We start from the raw sequence: 17,393 nt of genomic DNA, 5'->3' as shown, positions 1-17,393 counted from the left end.
CTTAACAATAACACTACCCTGTTATCTGTTTCCCCGGCAGAATAATATGGAAGATGGTTCCTTCATCCGGCGCTGACAATACATACATATGCCCGCCGTGATTCCCCACTATCCTCCTGCACAATGATAATCCAATGCCAGAACCGGGATATTGGTTCCTGTTATGAAGGCGTTTAAACACCTCGAAGATCTGCTCTGCATATTTATTATCAAAGCCAATCCCATTATCTCTAAATGAAATATCGTAATACTGCTTACCCTGCTCCGGCATTCGCAGGTAGTTTGCTGCTTCTGCCAGTGAGATTACATGAGCCTGAATTTCTATTACGGGTGTTATTCCTTCCTGTGTGAATTTCAAGGCATTGCTCATCAGGTTATAAAACAACTGATTCATTTGCAGGGGCACACCCTGGATCACAGGTAATTTCCCAATATTAATACGGGCTTTCTTTTCTTCAATGATCAGTTCAAAATCCTTGCTCACCATTAGCAGGAGTTCTGTCAGATCTACATCCCGCAGCATATTCCCCGTTTCCAACAGGCGGGAGAATTCCAGCAGGTCTTTGATCAGCATCGACATACGTTCAGACGACTGATTGATCTTATCTACCAGTCGCTTATGCTCTATATTCAGATCATTTTTTTTAGCCAGCAGGTCTGCATAGATCCTGATCTTGCGCAGGGGTTCCTGCAGGTCATGACTGGCTACATAAGCATATTGTTCCAGCTCCTGGTTAGATCTTACCAGGTGCATATTCGCTTCCTGCAATTCTTCGTTCATGGCAGCCAGTTCCTCATTGGAAGCAGCCAGTTCCTCTGTACGTTCTAAAACTTCCGATTCCAGGAAGCTCTGGTTTTCTAAGATCTTATTTTTAGCCACTACCTGCTGTGTCACATCGATGGCCATATTTAAAATAGCGTATACTTCTCCCTGTGGGTCCTGTAATGGTTTGAAGGTAATATTCAGGTACATGAGCGCCCTGCTGCCATTACTTATCAACTCGACAGGCATTTCACGGCCATGGAAGACTTCCCCGGTATTGAAGATCTCATCCATGATATCGAGGAACTGATGGCCATGTAGTTCTGGCAATGCGCGGGTGAGTGGCTGGCCTATAATGATATTACCTCTATCCCAGAGGCTAAGCATCGCGTCGTTCGCAACCTCGATGATCAGTTCTCTGCCTACATACAATGCAGTGGGTACAGGAGCTTCTTCTACCAGTGAGCGGAACCTGTTTTCACTTTCTTTGAGTGCTTTTTGTGTTTCCAGTTCTGTACGCAGATCTCTGGCTACACCCGCTACAGCAATCGGTTTCCCGCTCATGGGGCTATCCAGCCTGAAGGCATTCGTCATGAATGGCAGGGCCTCGCCCGTTTCCTGGTGTTGGTAGGTTTGTCTGCCAGTCCACTTACCTTCCCTCATTAATTCCGGAATGATACTGCCTTTTACCTGTTCATAAAATACCGGTTCAAAGAAGTCTTTCATCGGGTGAGTAACGGCCGCTGCCTTGTTAGGCAGGCCTAACAGGTGAACACCAGCCTCGTTGATATAGGTAACATTCCCATCAAGGTTACTTACCATGATCAGGTCATTGCTATTCTCTACCAATGATAAGAGTTGCTGTTGTTCCTTACGTACGGCTACCTCGTTGCCTATATCAAAAGCAATGGCGAGGATGTGTGTGGAATTGGCTTCTTCCATAGCTACTGAGGCTATGTTGACTTGTACCCAGCGTACACCGCCATCCTTGTGGTAATATTGTTTGATCTGGTTGTAAAATTCCTGTTCGCCGTGTGCAAGACTGGAAAACAATTTATCGTTCTCTTTTCTATAATCTGCCTGCACAATGCTTCTGTAGTGCATGCCGGAAAGCTCTTGCTGTGTATAACCCAGGAACCCTGCAAATGCTTTATTCACCTCCTGTATTACCCCGTTTTTATCGAGGAATGCCATGCTGATACTGGAGTTATTAAATGCAAGCAGGAATCGTTGTTCTACTTCTTTCAGCAGGCGGGTACGTTCTCTTGACTCAGTGACATCCAGCCCGATACCCGAAAAAGATTCGGGTCTGCCCGTAGGATCGTAATAGTACTTACCCTTGATCTTGACCCAGTGAATAGAACCATCTTTCCATATAAAACGGCATTCGTAATTCAGTATCCCGGTATCCATCGCTTCTTCGTATGCCTGTTCCCGTATCTTGCGATCTTCGGGGTGAACATAGGGCAGGAATATATCTCTGAAGTGACTGCCACCTGTCCGTTCGCCCGTAATCATGTGTGCGAGTGAAGGAGAGTAAGTAATGGTATCACTGGCAAAATCGATGGTGAAAGATCCTGCCCCTGAACCTTCTATCGCGATAGCAGAAAGTCTTTCTGCTGCTTCCGCTTTTTCATTGGCGGCTATTTCGTTGGTAATGTCCATGGCTATGCCCGAAAGGCGGCTTACCTGGCCATCGGGCGTGAAGTAGATCTGCCCCTTTACCTGTAGCCAGCGAAGGCTTCTGTTGTCAATATCAGCAGTTCTGAATCGCAAATTGATGCTGTTGTCATTTTGCTTTTGCATGAGTTTTCTTACAGACTCACGTACCAGCTGTCTGTCAGCAGGGTGCAAACTTCCCAGCAACATGTCGTAGGTAATATTTGCTACCGGCGGTAAGCCGAATAGCTCCTTACATGTTGTGTCCAGTGTCACTTTACCCTGAAGAATATCTATATCCCAGATACCAATGCCTACGGCATGAAGGGCAGTTTTGATCTGTTGTATCTCCTGATCACCCTGAGCGGTCTGATCAGATGGGGAACTTTCATGCATAATCTGTTATTGGAATACAATATAGGCGAAATTACTTCATGATCAGCGCAATCAGTTCTTCTGTGGAAAGCTTCCCTGTAATATCGCTGCCAGCCAGTAATTGATCTGCCAGATCCCGCTTGTTCCGGTGCAGGGAAATGATCTTTTCTTCAATAGTATCCTGCATTACCAGCCGGTAAATGGTCACTGGTTTCGTCTGCCCCATTCTGTAAGCACGATCAGAGGCTTGCTCTTCTATAGCCGGATTCCACCAGGGATCCAGGTGAATGACATAATCTGCTGCTGTTAGGTTGAGGCCGAGGCCACCGGCTTTGAGGCTGATGAGAAAAAGGTCTGCCGTGCCTCCCTGAAATTGTTTGACACGTTCTTCCCTGTCTGGTATAGACGTTGCTCCATCCAGATAAAGGTAGGACATCCCCTTGTCATCCAGTGCCCGTTTTACCAGGTCCAGGTGCCGTACAAACTGGCTAAATACCAATGCCCGGTGTTTGTTGGAGATCAGTTCTTCTACAATTTCCAGGAAAGTGGAGAGCTTGGAAGATGGGATGTTTACTTCTGTATGCAACATCTGGGGATGACAGGCGGCCATCCGGAGCTTACCTATTTCTGTCAGGGTATTCAGGTGCTGCTTGGTATCGCTTACCCTGTATTTACGGATGTTTTCAATTGCTTTAAGGCGGATCGCTTCATAAAATGCCCGCTCATCGTGTGATAAAGGAATGAGTTTGACAATCTCCGTTTTCTCCGGCAATTCATCCAGTACCGCACCTTTTGTTCTGCGCAGCATATAGGGCGCAATCAGTTTTTTCAGGTGATTTTTTACTGTGCTATCAGGATTGTATACAACAGGTGTGGTGAATTGACGGGTAAAATGTTTGAGCGTACCCAGGAGCCCCGGATTGATAAAATGGAAAAGGCTCCAGATCTCATTCAGGTTATTCTGGATAGGGGTGCCCGTGAGTATTAACCTGAAATGTGCCTGTAGGGCCATCGCTGCTTTTGCAGTTCTGGTCTGGTAGTTTTTGATGGCATGTGCTTCGTCCAGGATCACGGAATCCCACTCAATCGTTGTGAGTAATGCTCTTTCTGACAGCAGCAGTCCATACGTTGTCACTACGATAGAGTAACCACCTGCAGATGCCAGGAGTTCTTTTCTGTCTCCACCCGCATGCAACATTACGACCCTCAATGATGGCGCGAAACGATTGATCTCATTGATCCAGTTTGGTAATACAGATGCCGGGCAAACGACCAGGGCAGGGCCTTCAGCCCCTCTGTGGAGCAATAAGGTAATGGCCTGAATGGTTTTCCCCAAACCCATATCATCTGCAAGACAGGCACCGGCACCCAGGTTTGCTAACCTGACCATCCAGCGGAAACCATCTTCCTGGTAAGGGCGCAGGGTGGCCTGTAATGCTGCCGGAATAGCCGGTGTCACTGAAATGATGTCTTTCCATCGCTGCTTTTGTGCTTTGAAAGCGGCATCGGTTTCTACGCTGCCCGCTTCTTCCAGCATTTCATCCAGCATATGGGCAGCCATAGATTGTATTTTCACAGCTTCCTGATCAGCCGTGGCAAAGCTGTTTATTTCATTCAATTGCCGGTACAGCTTTTTCGTGAGTGCCAGGTAGCTACCATTCTTCAGGGGAATAAAGCGGCTTCGGTGTTGCACCGTTTTGTCCAGCAGTTCTTTCAGCGAAAGCACCAGATCCTCATCTACTTTCAGCTCACCCTGGCATTCCAGCCATTTCCGGTTCGACTTCACTGTCAGGGACATTCTACCGGTAGTGACTACTTTTTTAATGCGCAGTTTTTCGCCTTCCGGCCATTCCGAAATGGCGATTGCCGGATGTTCGTGGATCACTTCAAGTAATTGCAGGCAATCCATGGGATCGGAGAAAATGATGTGATCATCGTCTATTTCCTGTGCTACAGCCTGTTGTATGAGCTCCAGTAAACGGGCATAATTTGCTTTTTCAAGCGCCAGGTCACGGGTTGCCTGGCAGCGTTCCCCATTCATAATACCAATGATATGGGCTGCTCCTTCACCTGGTTTACAATAAGGAGGATCTGCGCCAAAGGGCTTTACGAAGAAAGAAGCTTTCAGTGCATCGGCAGTAGGCTGTAATTGTACCGTAATACGGGTATCGCCTTTGCGTTGTTGAATATTAAGTGACGTACCTTCCAGGTTGGCATGCACAGTAATGTGTGCGCCTATTTGCTGCAGGGCGCTTAGCAATTGCTCCTTGCCATCAGCTGGTACAACAGGAATCTGCTGAACAGTTTGTAAAACGCTGCGTTGCTTAGGCGTAAGCCTGATCACTTTCAGCCGTGTTTCAGATTCCCTTATAAAGATGATCTCTTTTGATAAGTCAGTCGTAGGCAGATTACTGTCGAAAGTAAATCCCTTACCGGTTTTATTAACAAGTAGTTCCGGTTCTCCCTTCACAATATCGAGGGAGATATCCTGGTCATGTGCCATAAAAAGGTAAGGATGCCCTGCCATTTCAGGCCATACCCTATCCTCAAACACATAGTCGTCGGAACCATAAGTATAGAAACTTTGTTTGATCAGGCACTCCCCTATCCGCACATCCTGCGGTGTCATCCCGGTAATCACACCTTCTCTGAACCGCTTCATATCTACAGGGCGGCCTCTGCTCCAGCCGGAAATATTATTAAACGATTGCAGAATGACTTGAATTTCCCTGGTTGTTGGTGCTACCAGGTAAGCAATGCGGGTCGTTTGCTGCGGTTTTTCAGGCTGTGCTGCTTCCGGTACAGAGAGCAATTTTAAGAGCCTCTCCCATTCCGCTGTTCTTTTCAGCTGGGAGAGCAAAGGCTTCTTCCCTATTACAGCTGCTGCTTCCAGGTAGGCATCCTCTTTTTTACGAAAACCTTCATCCTTGAAGAGATAAAGGTACTCGTAAGTGAGAAAACGATAATGGTGCTGAATGCCTTTATATAGTAGCTGTGTGCTGAGGTCCTTGTAAGTCTTCAGCAATTTACCGGATGGTAAATAAATCTGTAAGCAGATCAATGCCAGGTAACTGAGCAGGTTCCCATAATTGCCCTGGAGCAGGATCAGCAGCATGTTCTCTGCTTTTTCCTTTCTGCCCTGGTGGAAATGCAATAAACTGATAGCAGGCGTAAAATCTGCTTTCAGTTTCTTCTCGTAGAAAGTGAGAATTTTCGTGATCAGGGGATAGGACCTTGAATCAGGGAGCAAAGTCAGGTTAAAGGCATATATAAAGCATGTAATTGGCGAGAGTGGAACCAGGTGCTTGCGGTCAGTTTTAGGCTGCTGTTTGATGCCTTGCTCAAATAAAAGAAAGGCAGCATCCGCTTGCTGATCATAAAGGGCCATCACTGCCTGAGCAAATGGATCCTCACTTGCTTTCAGCGACCCTTCCAATATAGACCAGCTGGTAACCGGTGTTTCCAGCAATGTAACAGGCAGCATGCTTTGCAATTGCAGGTTGATAGCAGCCTGATAGATCACCTGCAGTACATCAGTATCAAAAAACTGTAGCAGGGGCTTATATTCCGGGAAATACAACAAATAGCAAAGGTGCGGTAAGTATTCATTCACCTCTCCGCTGATGCGCATCACAGGAGCTCTTAACAAAGACTTTTCCCCGGTAAAAAACGCGATCAGTAATTGCTGTAGTTCCTGTATCCTGGCATTGCTGCTGTAGAAAGAATATTGTCTTACCTGCTGAATAAGTTGCAGGTACTGGGGCTGCCTTACTTTTTCAGGAAATAAAAAGAAGCTCATAGCCGGATCGAGTGAATAGTTGCCGGTCACATGTTTGACCACAACCCCCGCTGCTATGAGCTCTTCTAATATATCAGAAATTGCATCCTGTGGTATGTCAAGGATTTCCTGCGCAGCATCCGTGAGCATATATTTATCTACCGGGTACATGTAAACGGCTAGTATGTCTATTACCAGTTGTGTTTCCTCGTTCCGTGAGTGATAAATATCCAGATAATGCGCGCTGTCAACCATTAGTACAAATGTAGCAAAAGGCTACGTATTCCTGTCTGCCATCCAGGTGGAACCGTCTGAAAATTCCGGTTCCGGCAGATCATTATTATCCAGTGGAGTATATAATTTGGGAGTTACAATACGATGCTATCTTATGACTCTTTCACAAATGACAACATATATTTTGCAATGGTTAAAAAAGAAGCCAGGTCACTGGGTTTAGTGATATAATCAACCACCCCCAGCTCAATACTACGAGCTTTAAAAACCGGAGAACTGGATGTACTCCAGATGATTTTAGGAATACCGAGATAGCGCGACTGGTCGTTGAGTTCTTCTACAATTTCTACTCCTGTCAGTTCCGGGATATTATAGTCGAGAATCATCAAGGCTGGTAATTCTTTGTCCTCAATACTTTCCAGATATTTAATGAATTTTCTGCCGTTAGGGATACACACCAGCTGCCAGGTAGGATCTATTTCACTAAATGCATTTTCGAGTAATTCCTGATCATCAATATCATCTTCAGCTAACAGGATAAGCCGCTTCGAATGGCCTGAAAATTGCATCTTTTAGTAATATTTTATGTTTCTGTAACGCTAAATTACCATTTCAAAGCATACAATGTATGATTACCTAAAACAAACCTTGTTTTCTTTTTAATTCATTGATAGGACACGCATTAAAGATAGTTTTTCCAGCATATATAAGTATAAAGTCGCTAATACCTTCAGCATGAACACCCGGAAGAAAAATTCTGACACCACACCCTTGCCTGAACCGGATGTGGAAAATACTCTACAGCCTTCCCCAAAAATGTCCAACAGTGCGGCCGATAGTGTCGTCGATGAACTGGATATGCGCCAGTTATTACAGGTCCTTTCCGAAGTAAAGAATGGTAATTTCACTGTCCGGATGCCGGCAGATAATATTGGGTTAAACGGTAAGATCTGCGATACCGTCAACGATATTATTGCTCTCAACGAAACATTGGTGGAAGAACTCATGCTGGCCCGGAATACGATCGGGAAAATGGGGAAGCTCCAACACAGGGTACAAATGCCTCGCACAGCCAGAGGCTCGTGGAATATGGCAGAAGTATCCATCAATAACCTGATCTCTGACCTGGTTCATCCTACCATCGAAATTGCCCATGTAATCAGCTCCGTGGCAAAAGGTAATCTCTCCCAGGAAATGCCCTTACAAATTGAGGATCACGTACTGCAGGGAGAATTTGCCCGTATTGCTACTGAGGTAAATGGCATGGTGAAGCAATTGAATCTCTTTACTCTCGAAGTAACCCGCGTAGCCCGCGAAGTAGGTTCTGAAGGTAAACTGGGTGGACAGGCCAAAGTAAAAGATGTAGCCGGTGTATGGAAAGACCTGACCGATTCTGTAAACCAGATGGCAGGTAACCTTACTGACCAGGTGCGAAATATCGCTGAAGTAACCACTGCGGTGGCAAAAGGTGACCTCTCTAAAAAAATTACTGTAGATGTACAAGGGGAAATCCTTGAACTGAAAGATACCATCAATACCATGGTGGACCAGCTGAACTCCTTCTCCTCCGAGGTAACGCGTGTTGCGAGAGAAGTGGGTACTGATGGTAAACTGGGTGGTCAGGCAGAAGTAAAAGGGGTAGCCGGTACCTGGAAAGACCTGACCGATTCTGTAAACCAGATGGCCAGTAACCTGACAGGCCAGGTACGAAACATCGCTGAAGTGACCACTGCTGTGGCGAGAGGTGACCTCTCCCGCAAAATTACCGTGGACGTAAAAGGAGAGATCCTTGAACTGAAAAACACCATCAACACGATGGTGGACCAGCTGAACTCCTTCTCTGCCGAGGTAACGCGCGTAGCCCGTGAAGTAGGTTCCGAAGGTAAGCTGGGAGGTCTGGCTACCGTAAAAGGTGTAGATGGTGTATGGAAAGACCTCACAGAATCTGTAAACCAAATGGGTTCTAACCTGACAGCACAGGTACGAAATATTGCGGAAGTAACCACTGCGGTAGCAAAAGGTGACCTTTCCCGCAAAATCACCGTGGATGTAAAAGGTGAGATCCTTGAACTGAAAAACACCATCAACACGATGGTGGACCAGCTGAACTCCTTCGCCTCCGAGGTAACGCGTGTAGCCCTTGAAGTAGGTACGGAAGGTAAACTGGGTGGTCAGGCAAAAGTGCAGGGTGTGGGAGGTACCTGGAAAGACCTGACGGACTCTGTAAACCAGATGGCCAGTAACCTGACAGGTCAGGTACGTAATATCGCTGAAGTAACCACTGCGGTGGCAAACGGTGACCTCTCCAAAAAGATCACCGTGGATGTGGCAGGAGAGATCCTTGAACTGAAAAAGACCATCAATACAATGGTGGATCAGCTGAACTCCTTCGCTTCTGAGGTAACGCGTGTAGCCCTTGAGGTAGGTACAGAAGGTAAGCTGGGTGGCCAGGCAAAAGTACAGGGTGTAGGTGGTACCTGGAAGGACCTCACTGAATCAGTAAACCAGATGGGTTCTAACCTGACAGCACAGGTACGAAACATCGCGGAAGTGACCACTGCGGTGGCAAAAGGTGACCTCTCCCGCAAAATAACAGTGGATGTAAAAGGGGAAATCCTTGAACTGAAAAATACCATCAATACGATGGTGGACCAGCTGAACGCCTTTGGTAGTGAAGTATTCAGGGTAGCGCGAGAGGTAGGTTCTGAAGGTAAACTGGGTGGCCAGGCAGATGTACCTGGTGTAGAAGGTTTGTGGAAAGACTTAACTGACTCTGTAAATATCATGGCCTCCAACCTGACATCGCAGGTACGAAACATCGCGGAAGTAACAACCGCAGTAGCGAATGGAGACCTTTCCCGTAAAATTGAAGTAGATGTAAAAGGGGAAATCCTTGAACTGAAAAATACCATCAATACGATGGTGGAACAGCTGCGCGCCTTTGCCTCCGAGGTAACGCGTGTGGCGAGAGAAGTAGGTACTGAAGGTAAACTGGGTGGCCAGGCAAACGTACCGGGTGTGGGAGGTACCTGGAAAGATTTAACTGACTCTGTAAACCAGATGGCGGGTAACCTGACAGCACAGGTACGTAACATTGCTGATGTGGCCATCGCTGTAGCAAATGGTGACATGAGCCGCAAAATCACGGTGGATGTACGCGGGGAGATCTTACAGCTGAAAGAAACCCTCAATACGATGGTGGATCAGCTGCGCGCCTTTGCCTCTGAGGTAACGCGTGTTGCGAGAGAAGTAGGTACAGATGGTAAACTGGGTGGTCAGGCATTCGTACCAGGCGTTGCTGGTACCTGGAAAGATCTGACAGACTCTGTAAACCAGATGACAGGTAACCTGACTTCCCAGGTGCGTAACATCGCGGAAGTAACCAAGGCCGTGGCGAGTGGTGACCTTACCAAAAAAGTAACGATCGACGTAAAAGGAGAAATCCTTGATCTGAAAAATACCATCAACACGATGGTGGACCAGCTGAACTCTTTCTCCGTAGAGGTAACGCGTGTTGCGCGTGAAGTAGGTACCGAAGGTAAACTCGGTGGTCAGGCCGAAGTGCAGGGTGTGGGCGGTACCTGGAAGGACCTTACCGACTCTGTAAACATGATGGCCTCTAACCTCACGAACCAGGTACGAGGTATTGCGAAAGTAGTAACTGCCGTAGCAACCGGTAACCTGAAGCAAAAGCTCTCTATCGTATCGCGTGGTGAAGTTGCACAGTTGACAGATACGATCAATGAAATGATCGATACCCTTGCACTCTTTGCTGACCAGGTTACTACGGTGGCCCGCGAAGTGGGCGTGGAAGGGCGTTTGGGCGGACAGGCAAGTGTACCAGGTGCTTCTGGTATCTGGAAAAACCTGACGGAAAACGTGAACCAGCTGGCAGAAAACCTCACTACCCAGGTACGTGCCATCAGTGCCGTGGCCTCTGCGGTAACGAAAGGTGACCTCACCCAGATGATCCGTGTAGAAGCGAAAGGTGAGGTGGAAGAACTGAAAGATACCATCAACCAGATGATCGCCAACCTGAAGCAAACTACCCTCCGTAACCAGGAGCAGGACTGGCTGAAATCGAACCTTGCACAGTTCACACAAATGCTGCAGGGGCAGAAAGATCTGAATACCGTGACCCGCCGTATCCTTTCAGAACTTGCGCGGGTGGTGCGGGCACAGAAAGGGATGTTCTACATACTGGAACAGGAAGAGAACCTGGAGAACCCTAAATTGAAACTCTTTGCTTCCTATGCATATGGCGAAGAAGAAAGCATCAGCCGCGAATTCTCACTGGGGCAAGGTCTGGTAGGACAGGTAGCCCTCGATAAAGAACGTATCTTACTCACAAACGTACCTTCTAATTATATTAAGATCAGTTCCGGTTTAGGGGAAGCTCCACCAATGAACCTGATCGTACTGCCGGTGCTCTTTGAAACAGAGATCAAGGCGGTGATAGAACTGGCCAGCTTCGATGCCTTTGGTGAAACACACCTTGACTTCCTGAGTCAGCTCACAGAATCAATTGGTATCGTATTAAATACCATCGAAGCTAACTCCCGTACAGAAGATCTGCTGGCACAATCACAGTCACTGGCAGATGAGCTGAGACGTACAAATGAAGAGCTGCAGGATAAAGCCCACCTGCTGGTGAAACAGAAAGACGAGGTGGAAGACAAGAATAAAGAAGTAGAAGAAGCCCGTCGTTCACTGGAAGAAAAAGCAGAACAGCTCCAGCTCACATCCAAATACAAATCAGAATTCCTGGCAAATATGTCGCATGAGCTGCGTACACCGCTGAACTCACTGCTCATCCTTGCACAGCAATTATACGAAAACCATGATGGTAACCTGAATGAAAAACAGGTGCGATATGCGAAGACCATTCATAGTTGTGGGGATGACCTGATCCAGCTGATCAACGATATCCTCGATCTGTCTAAGATTGAATCTGGTTATATTTCTACTGACTTTATCAAGGTTCGCTTCAATGAAGTGATTGGATTTGTGGAAACTACCTTCAAACATATCTCTGAAAGCAAGAACCTGCGCTTCAGGATTGAAATGGATGATCAGCTGCCGCAGACACTGGAAACAGACGTGCAGCGCCTGAACCAGATCCTGAAGAACCTGCTCTCCAATGCATTCAAGTTTACAGAAAAAGGTGAGGTAAGACTTCGTATTTACGAAGCCCGGCATAACTGGAAACAACAGAATGACAGCCTGGATAGTGCTTCTAAAGTGGTGGCATTTGAGATCAGGGATACAGGTATCGGTATCTCTAAAGATAAACAGAACATCATCTTCGAAGCATTCCAGCAGGCAGAAGGGTCTACCAGCCGTAAGTATGGTGGTACCGGCCTGGGATTGAGTATCAGCCGTGGCCTGGCAGACCTCCTGGGTGGTTCTATTGAGTTGATGAGTGAAGCTGGCAAGGGTAGTACTTTCACCCTCTTCCTGCCACTGGATTACAATCCAGGTGTGATCAGGAAAGAAAAGCAAAGCAGCCTGACTGTAGGTGAATATACCATGCCGCAGCCCTACGAGCCACCAATGATACCAAGTCGGGTAACGAGTGAAGCCAAAGACCTGGAAGGACTGAATGAGATTATCAACGAGATAGGTGATGACAGAACGCATATCATGGATACTGACAAGGTGGTATTGATTGTGGAAGATGATGTGCGCTTTGCGAAGATCATGCAGGAAAAGGCCCATGAAATGGGATTGAAGGTGGTGGTCGCTACCAGCTTTGGCGAGGTGTTCGACCTCACGAATAAGTTCAATCCGGTTGCGGTGACACTGGATGTGAAATTGCCGGATGCCAGCGGATGGCGCGTATTGGATCTCTTCAAGAATGATATCAACCTGCGGCATATCCCTATTCACCTCATCTCTGGTGAAGAGAACAGGTTGCTGGCTATGCATCGCGGTGCACGTAGCTTTAACCTGAAGCCATTGAAGTCAGAGGCATTGAATGTTCTTTTCAGCAATATCATTGATCAGCATGAGCGCAGGACCAAGAAAGTATTGGTGGTGGAAGACAATGAGCCGGATGCATCACAGATCGCCCGTATCCTGGACAATGGGGAATTAATAGAAATGGAATTTGTAGATAATGGAAAATCAGCGATTGATGCGATCAATAAAAATAATTATGATTGTATCATCGCAGATTACATGCTGCCGGATATAGATGGTGCAGATTTTGTGGCAGGATTGAATACGGTGAACCGATATAATGCGACACCAGTTATAGTATATTCTGCGCGTGACTTTAGCAACAATGAAAAATCTAAACTGAAGCAGTATGCCAATAAAATATTGCTGAAAGGCGTTAACTCACTGGACTTACTGCTCGAAGAAACGATCATGCAATTGCACCTGAACCACCAGTCATTGATGCCGGAGAAAAGGAAACTGATAGAAGATCTGCGTTCTCAAAAAGATGTGTTGATCCATAAAAGTGTACTGGTAGTAGATGATGATGTGCGTAACCTGTTTGCCCTGACTACAGCTTTTGAGCGTTTCCATATCAATACCATTACGGCAGAGAGTGGCAAGGAAGCGATGAGTATTCTCAGCGAGAATAACCAGATCGATATAGTGCTGATGGATATTATGATGCCGGAGATGGATGGATATGAAACGATGCAGAAAATTCGCAGGGAACATAAGAACAGTGCATTGCCGATCATAGCAGTGACAGCGAAGGCGATGAAGGGTGATAGAGAGAAATGCCTGGAAGCCGGTGCTTCAGATTATATTACAAAACCATTGAAGATAGATCAGCTGTTATCATTGATGAGAGTATGGTTATACCGTTAATATAAAACCTTCTATATAGCAAAAATTATTAAAGTACATTCATTCTGAAAAAATTGAATAGGTGCAGCACCACGATGTCATAAAAATATTAGTAGTTGATGACCGGCCGGATAACCTCTTATCAATTGAATCCATACTGGAAAGGGAAAGCTATATCATCGTCAAAGCAAACTCCGGAAGAGCTGCATTGAAGATCCTGTTAAAGGAATTTGATTTTTCCCTGATCCTGATGGATGTACAGATGCCTGACATGAATGGTTTTGAAACAGCCGCTTTCATATATCAGCGCGAAAAGTTAAAAGATATTCCGATCATATTCATTACAGCCCATAGCCATGAAGAAGAAGTGATCTTCAAGGGCTATAAGGCAGGTGCTGTCGATTTCATCTATAAACCAATTAACCCGGAGTTGTTGCGTATTAAAGTAGGCCTGTTTGTAGAGCTGTACAGAAAAACACAATCACTCATTGCACAGGAACAGAAACTACTAAATGCCAACGCTTCATTACAAAAGGAAATAGAAGAAAGAGAAGCCTCGGAACTGAGAGTATTGGAGCTGAACAAACAATTGTTGCAAAACAATATTCACCTGAAAGCGGTGAATGCAGAACTGGACCGGTTTGCTTATATCGCATCACATGATTTGCAGGAGCCACTCCGCAAGATCAGGGTGTTCAGCGATATGATTATTCAGAAAAAGAGCAGCAGCGATGAAGTGAATAAGTATGTGATGAAGATCACGAATGCCACTATTCGCATGCAGCAGCTGGTGAGCGATTTACTCCGTTTCTCCCGTCATTCTATACAGGGAGGAGATTTTATAGACGCTGATCTGAATGAGATCGTACGCGACGCATTGAATGAGCTGGAGATAAAGATCCAGCAGAATAATGCGATTATAAAGATAGATCCGTTGCCCTCTATACAGGTGATCCCTACCCTGATGCGGCAGCTGTTTTATAACCTCATCAGCAATGCACTCAAGTTCAGGAAGAAGGATGTAGCACCTGAAGTGCATATTTATGCACAGAAAGAAGTGCCGCAGGATTCAAATAGTCATTTGTACAAGATCTTTATTACTGATAACGGGATTGGCTTTGAGAGCCAGTATGCCGAGGATATTTTCATCGTGTTTAAACGACTGCATAGTTACCACGAGATAGAGGGTACTGGTATCGGGCTCTCTATTTGTAAAAAAATTATGGAACAGCACAATGGGTTTATCACGGCCTCTGGCGAATTAGAGCAAGGTGCCACCTTCGTAATCGGTATTCCTGTAAAACAAAGCGAGGCAATGATGCAACTGCGCTAAGCTGCTGCATCATTGCCCCGCTCGCGCAGCCGCTGAACTTTTGCCGTAGGCAAAAGTTCAGCGGCTGCAATTTTATTTAATTGTAAAACTGCCGGTCAATTTCGCATCATCACTATTTCCACCCACCATCACACTAAAGGTTCCCGGTTCTACCACCCACTTATTCTGCGCATTCAGCAAATGTAAATCCTCCGGATTCAGTTCAAAACTAATCTCCTTCGCCTCCCCTGCATTTAAATGCACACGCTGAAAACGTTTCAGCTGCTCATTCGCAGTCACCACGGAACTGTAATCATCTCTTACATACAGCTGTGCGACCTCATCACCTGCTACCTTACCCGTATTCTTCACCGTGAACTTCACACTTACTTTCTTTCCATTCACACTCACCTGCAGGTTCTCATAGCCAAATGTAGTATAGCTCAAACCATAGCCAAAACTATATTGTGGGTTAGCAGTCATCTCTACATAATCATGCCTTGAAGCATTCTTATAGTTATAGTACACCGGCAGCTGACCTACAGATTTAGGAATGGACACCGGCAAACGACCTGCAGGATTGTAATCACCAAACAGTACATCTGCTATCGCATGCCCACCTTCCTGGCCAGGATACCATGCATTTACAATTGCCGGTACATTCTCGGCTGCCCAGGTAATATTCAGCGGACGGCCTTCAATCAGCACCAATACAATCGGCTTGCCCGTAGCCGCGAGGCTTTTCAGCAGTTTATTCTGTAAACCCATCAGGTCCAGGCTCACCCTGTCATAACCTTCACCACTCTCCATATCGCTCACAGCGTTTTCGGCGGACTTTACCTCCGCGGCACCTGTAGCCTGATAGGACGTTTTGAAATCACGCGCGCTGGAACCACCTAATACCAAAACTACTGCATCCGCATTTTGTGCAGCTGTCACCGCAGCAGCGATATTATCATTGGCAGTATCACGGATCGCACAACCTTTCACATAATTGATATTCGTACCGGTTCCTAACTTCGCTTTAATCCCCTCTAAAACGGTCACAATTTTCTCTTCCGGCTGCGGAGCAGTATAATCCCCCAACTGGTTGTAAATATTGTCCGCATTCGGCCCTATTACAGCCAGATTCTTAATTGACTTACTCAGTGGCAGCAGGTTCTTTTCATTCTTTAACAGAACAATAGATTCCAGTGCTACTTTTTTAGACAAGGCAATGTGTTCAGGCGTAGCCACTACTTTTTCCACCGCTGCAGGATCTACATATGGATGTTCAAACAGCCCCATCTTAAATTTCATACGCAGCACATGTGCTACTGCAGAATCAATTGTCTGCATTGTAACCAGTTTATCTTTCACCGCTTTGATCAGGGCATCGCCATAAGCAGCACCACCCAGGTCATTGTCCAGACCTGCATTGATGCTCATGGCAGCAGCCTGCTCCACATCAGCGGCTACACGGTGCCTTGAGTTCATACTTGGAATGCCATGCAGATCAGACACTGTATAACCTTTAAAGCCCCAGTCTTTTACCAGCACATCTTTCAGCAGGAAAGCGTTCGCACTGCAGGGAATACCATCAATAGAGTTGTATGAAGCCATGATAGAAAGTGCACCAGCTTTGATAGCATCCCTGAATGGCGGCAGGTAAGACATATACAGATCACGCTGACCTGTGAGCGCAATACCTCCATTATGACCTCCTTCAGGAGAACCATAAGCCGTAAAGTGTTTCAGGGTAGAAATGATATTCTTTCCACTGGTCAGGCTATTACCCTGGAAACCTTTTACCATCGCGATACCCATTTGCCCGATCAGGTAGGGGTCTTCGCCATAGGTTTCTTCCAGTCTTGACCATCTTGGTTCTCGCACCAGGTCCAATACAGGGCCATAACCAATATGTGCACCCTGTACACGGGCTTCGGCTGCAATGGCAGTTGCCATTTCCTGGATCAGTGCAGGGTCCCAGGTACTTGCCTGACCAATAGAGGTAGAAAAAACAGTCGTACCAATAGCCATATGTCCATGAGGACACTCTTCTGCCAGGATCAATGGAATACCCAGGCGGGTATTTTCCATCATGTACTTCTGCATAGCATTGGTGGCTTCCGCGCTCTGGCGTGGGTTCAGACCAGTTTCCAGGGTTTTCTGTGTCCATGGATCGGCCCTGAGGGTAGCCCAGAAACTACCGATATGCCGCTTGGAAATTTCTTCTTTAAACGTGGCGCTGATACCAACTGTATCACCATTCTTTTCGTACATCGGCCAGCCCAGCAGCGTATTCAGCTGCCCGACTTTTTCTTCCAGCGTCATTCGTTGCAGCAGGTCTTTCACCCTGGCCTCAACGGGCGCTTTGGCGTTTTTGTAGGTCTGTGCACCAGCCTGACCAACGGCCAGCAGCAGTACCCCAAGCATGATAATTCGTTGTCTGATTTTCATCGTTACCTGTTAAATTTATTGACAAT

6 protein-coding genes are annotated in these 17,393 nt (G+C 46.4%); 2 read left to right on the top strand and 4 right to left on the bottom strand.

The window, feature by feature from the left end:
• Positions 1–13: 13 nt before the first annotated feature.
• From U0033_RS19585 to U0033_RS19575, 3 genes are all read right to left on the bottom strand, one after another.
• Positions 14–2,818 (bottom strand): PAS domain S-box protein, encoded by a 2,805-nt coding sequence (locus U0033_RS19585; protein ID WP_083571839.1) that lies wholly within the window; start codon positions 2,816–2,818, stop codon positions 14–16.
• Between the two features lie 31 nt (positions 2,819–2,849).
• Positions 2,850–6,830, bottom strand: coding sequence for a DEAD/DEAH box helicase (locus U0033_RS19580; protein ID WP_072365071.1), 3,981 nt, complete (start codon positions 6,828–6,830; stop codon positions 2,850–2,852).
• Positions 6,831–6,961: 131 nt separating this feature from the next.
• Positions 6,962–7,378, bottom strand: coding sequence for a response regulator (locus U0033_RS19575; protein WP_072365073.1), 417 nt, complete (start codon positions 7,376–7,378; stop codon positions 6,962–6,964).
• A 166-nt stretch (positions 7,379–7,544) separates the two neighbouring features.
• Here U0033_RS19575 and U0033_RS19570 point away from each other — a divergent pair, with 166 nt between their 5' ends.
• Positions 7,545–13,637: a HAMP domain-containing protein gene (locus U0033_RS19570; RefSeq protein WP_218164107.1), complete on the top strand. Its 6,093-nt coding sequence runs from the start codon at positions 7,545–7,547 to the stop codon at positions 13,635–13,637.
• 61 nt (positions 13,638–13,698) lie between these two features.
• Positions 13,699–14,949: a sensor histidine kinase gene (locus U0033_RS19565; RefSeq protein ID WP_072365075.1), complete on the top strand. Its 1,251-nt coding sequence runs from the start codon at positions 13,699–13,701 to the stop codon at positions 14,947–14,949.
• Between the two features lie 72 nt (positions 14,950–15,021).
• Here U0033_RS19565 and U0033_RS19560 read toward each other — a convergent pair whose 3' ends face one another.
• The gene (locus tag U0033_RS19560; protein ID WP_083571840.1) at positions 15,022–17,367 is read right to left on the bottom strand and encodes a glycoside hydrolase family 3 N-terminal domain-containing protein; all 2,346 of its coding nucleotides are present in this window, start codon (positions 17,365–17,367) and stop codon (positions 15,022–15,024) included.
• Positions 17,368–17,393: the final 26 nt, after the last annotated feature.

Source organism: Chitinophaga sancti (genome assembly GCF_034424315.1).
Lineage (GTDB): Bacteria > Bacteroidota > Bacteroidia > Chitinophagales > Chitinophagaceae > Chitinophaga > Chitinophaga sancti.
This window is presented reverse-complemented; position numbering and strand designations above follow the sequence as displayed.

Bases quoted from the DNA above. Each gene is read 5' to 3' on its own strand.
- U0033_RS19585 (WP_083571839.1), bottom strand. From the start codon at position 2,818: ATGCATGAAAGTTCCCCATCTGATCAGACCGCTCAGGGTGATCAGGAG.
- U0033_RS19580 (WP_072365071.1), bottom strand. From the start codon at position 6,830: ATGGTTGACAGCGCGCATTATCTGGATATTTATCACTCACGGAACGAG.
- U0033_RS19575 (WP_072365073.1), bottom strand. From the start codon at position 7,378: ATGCAATTTTCAGGCCATTCGAAGCGGCTTATCCTGTTAGCTGAAGAT.
- U0033_RS19570 (WP_218164107.1), top strand. From the start codon at position 7,545: ATGAACACCCGGAAGAAAAATTCTGACACCACACCCTTGCCTGAACCG.
- U0033_RS19560 (WP_083571840.1), bottom strand. From the start codon at position 17,367: ATGAAAATCAGACAACGAATTATCATGCTTGGGGTACTGCTGCTGGCC.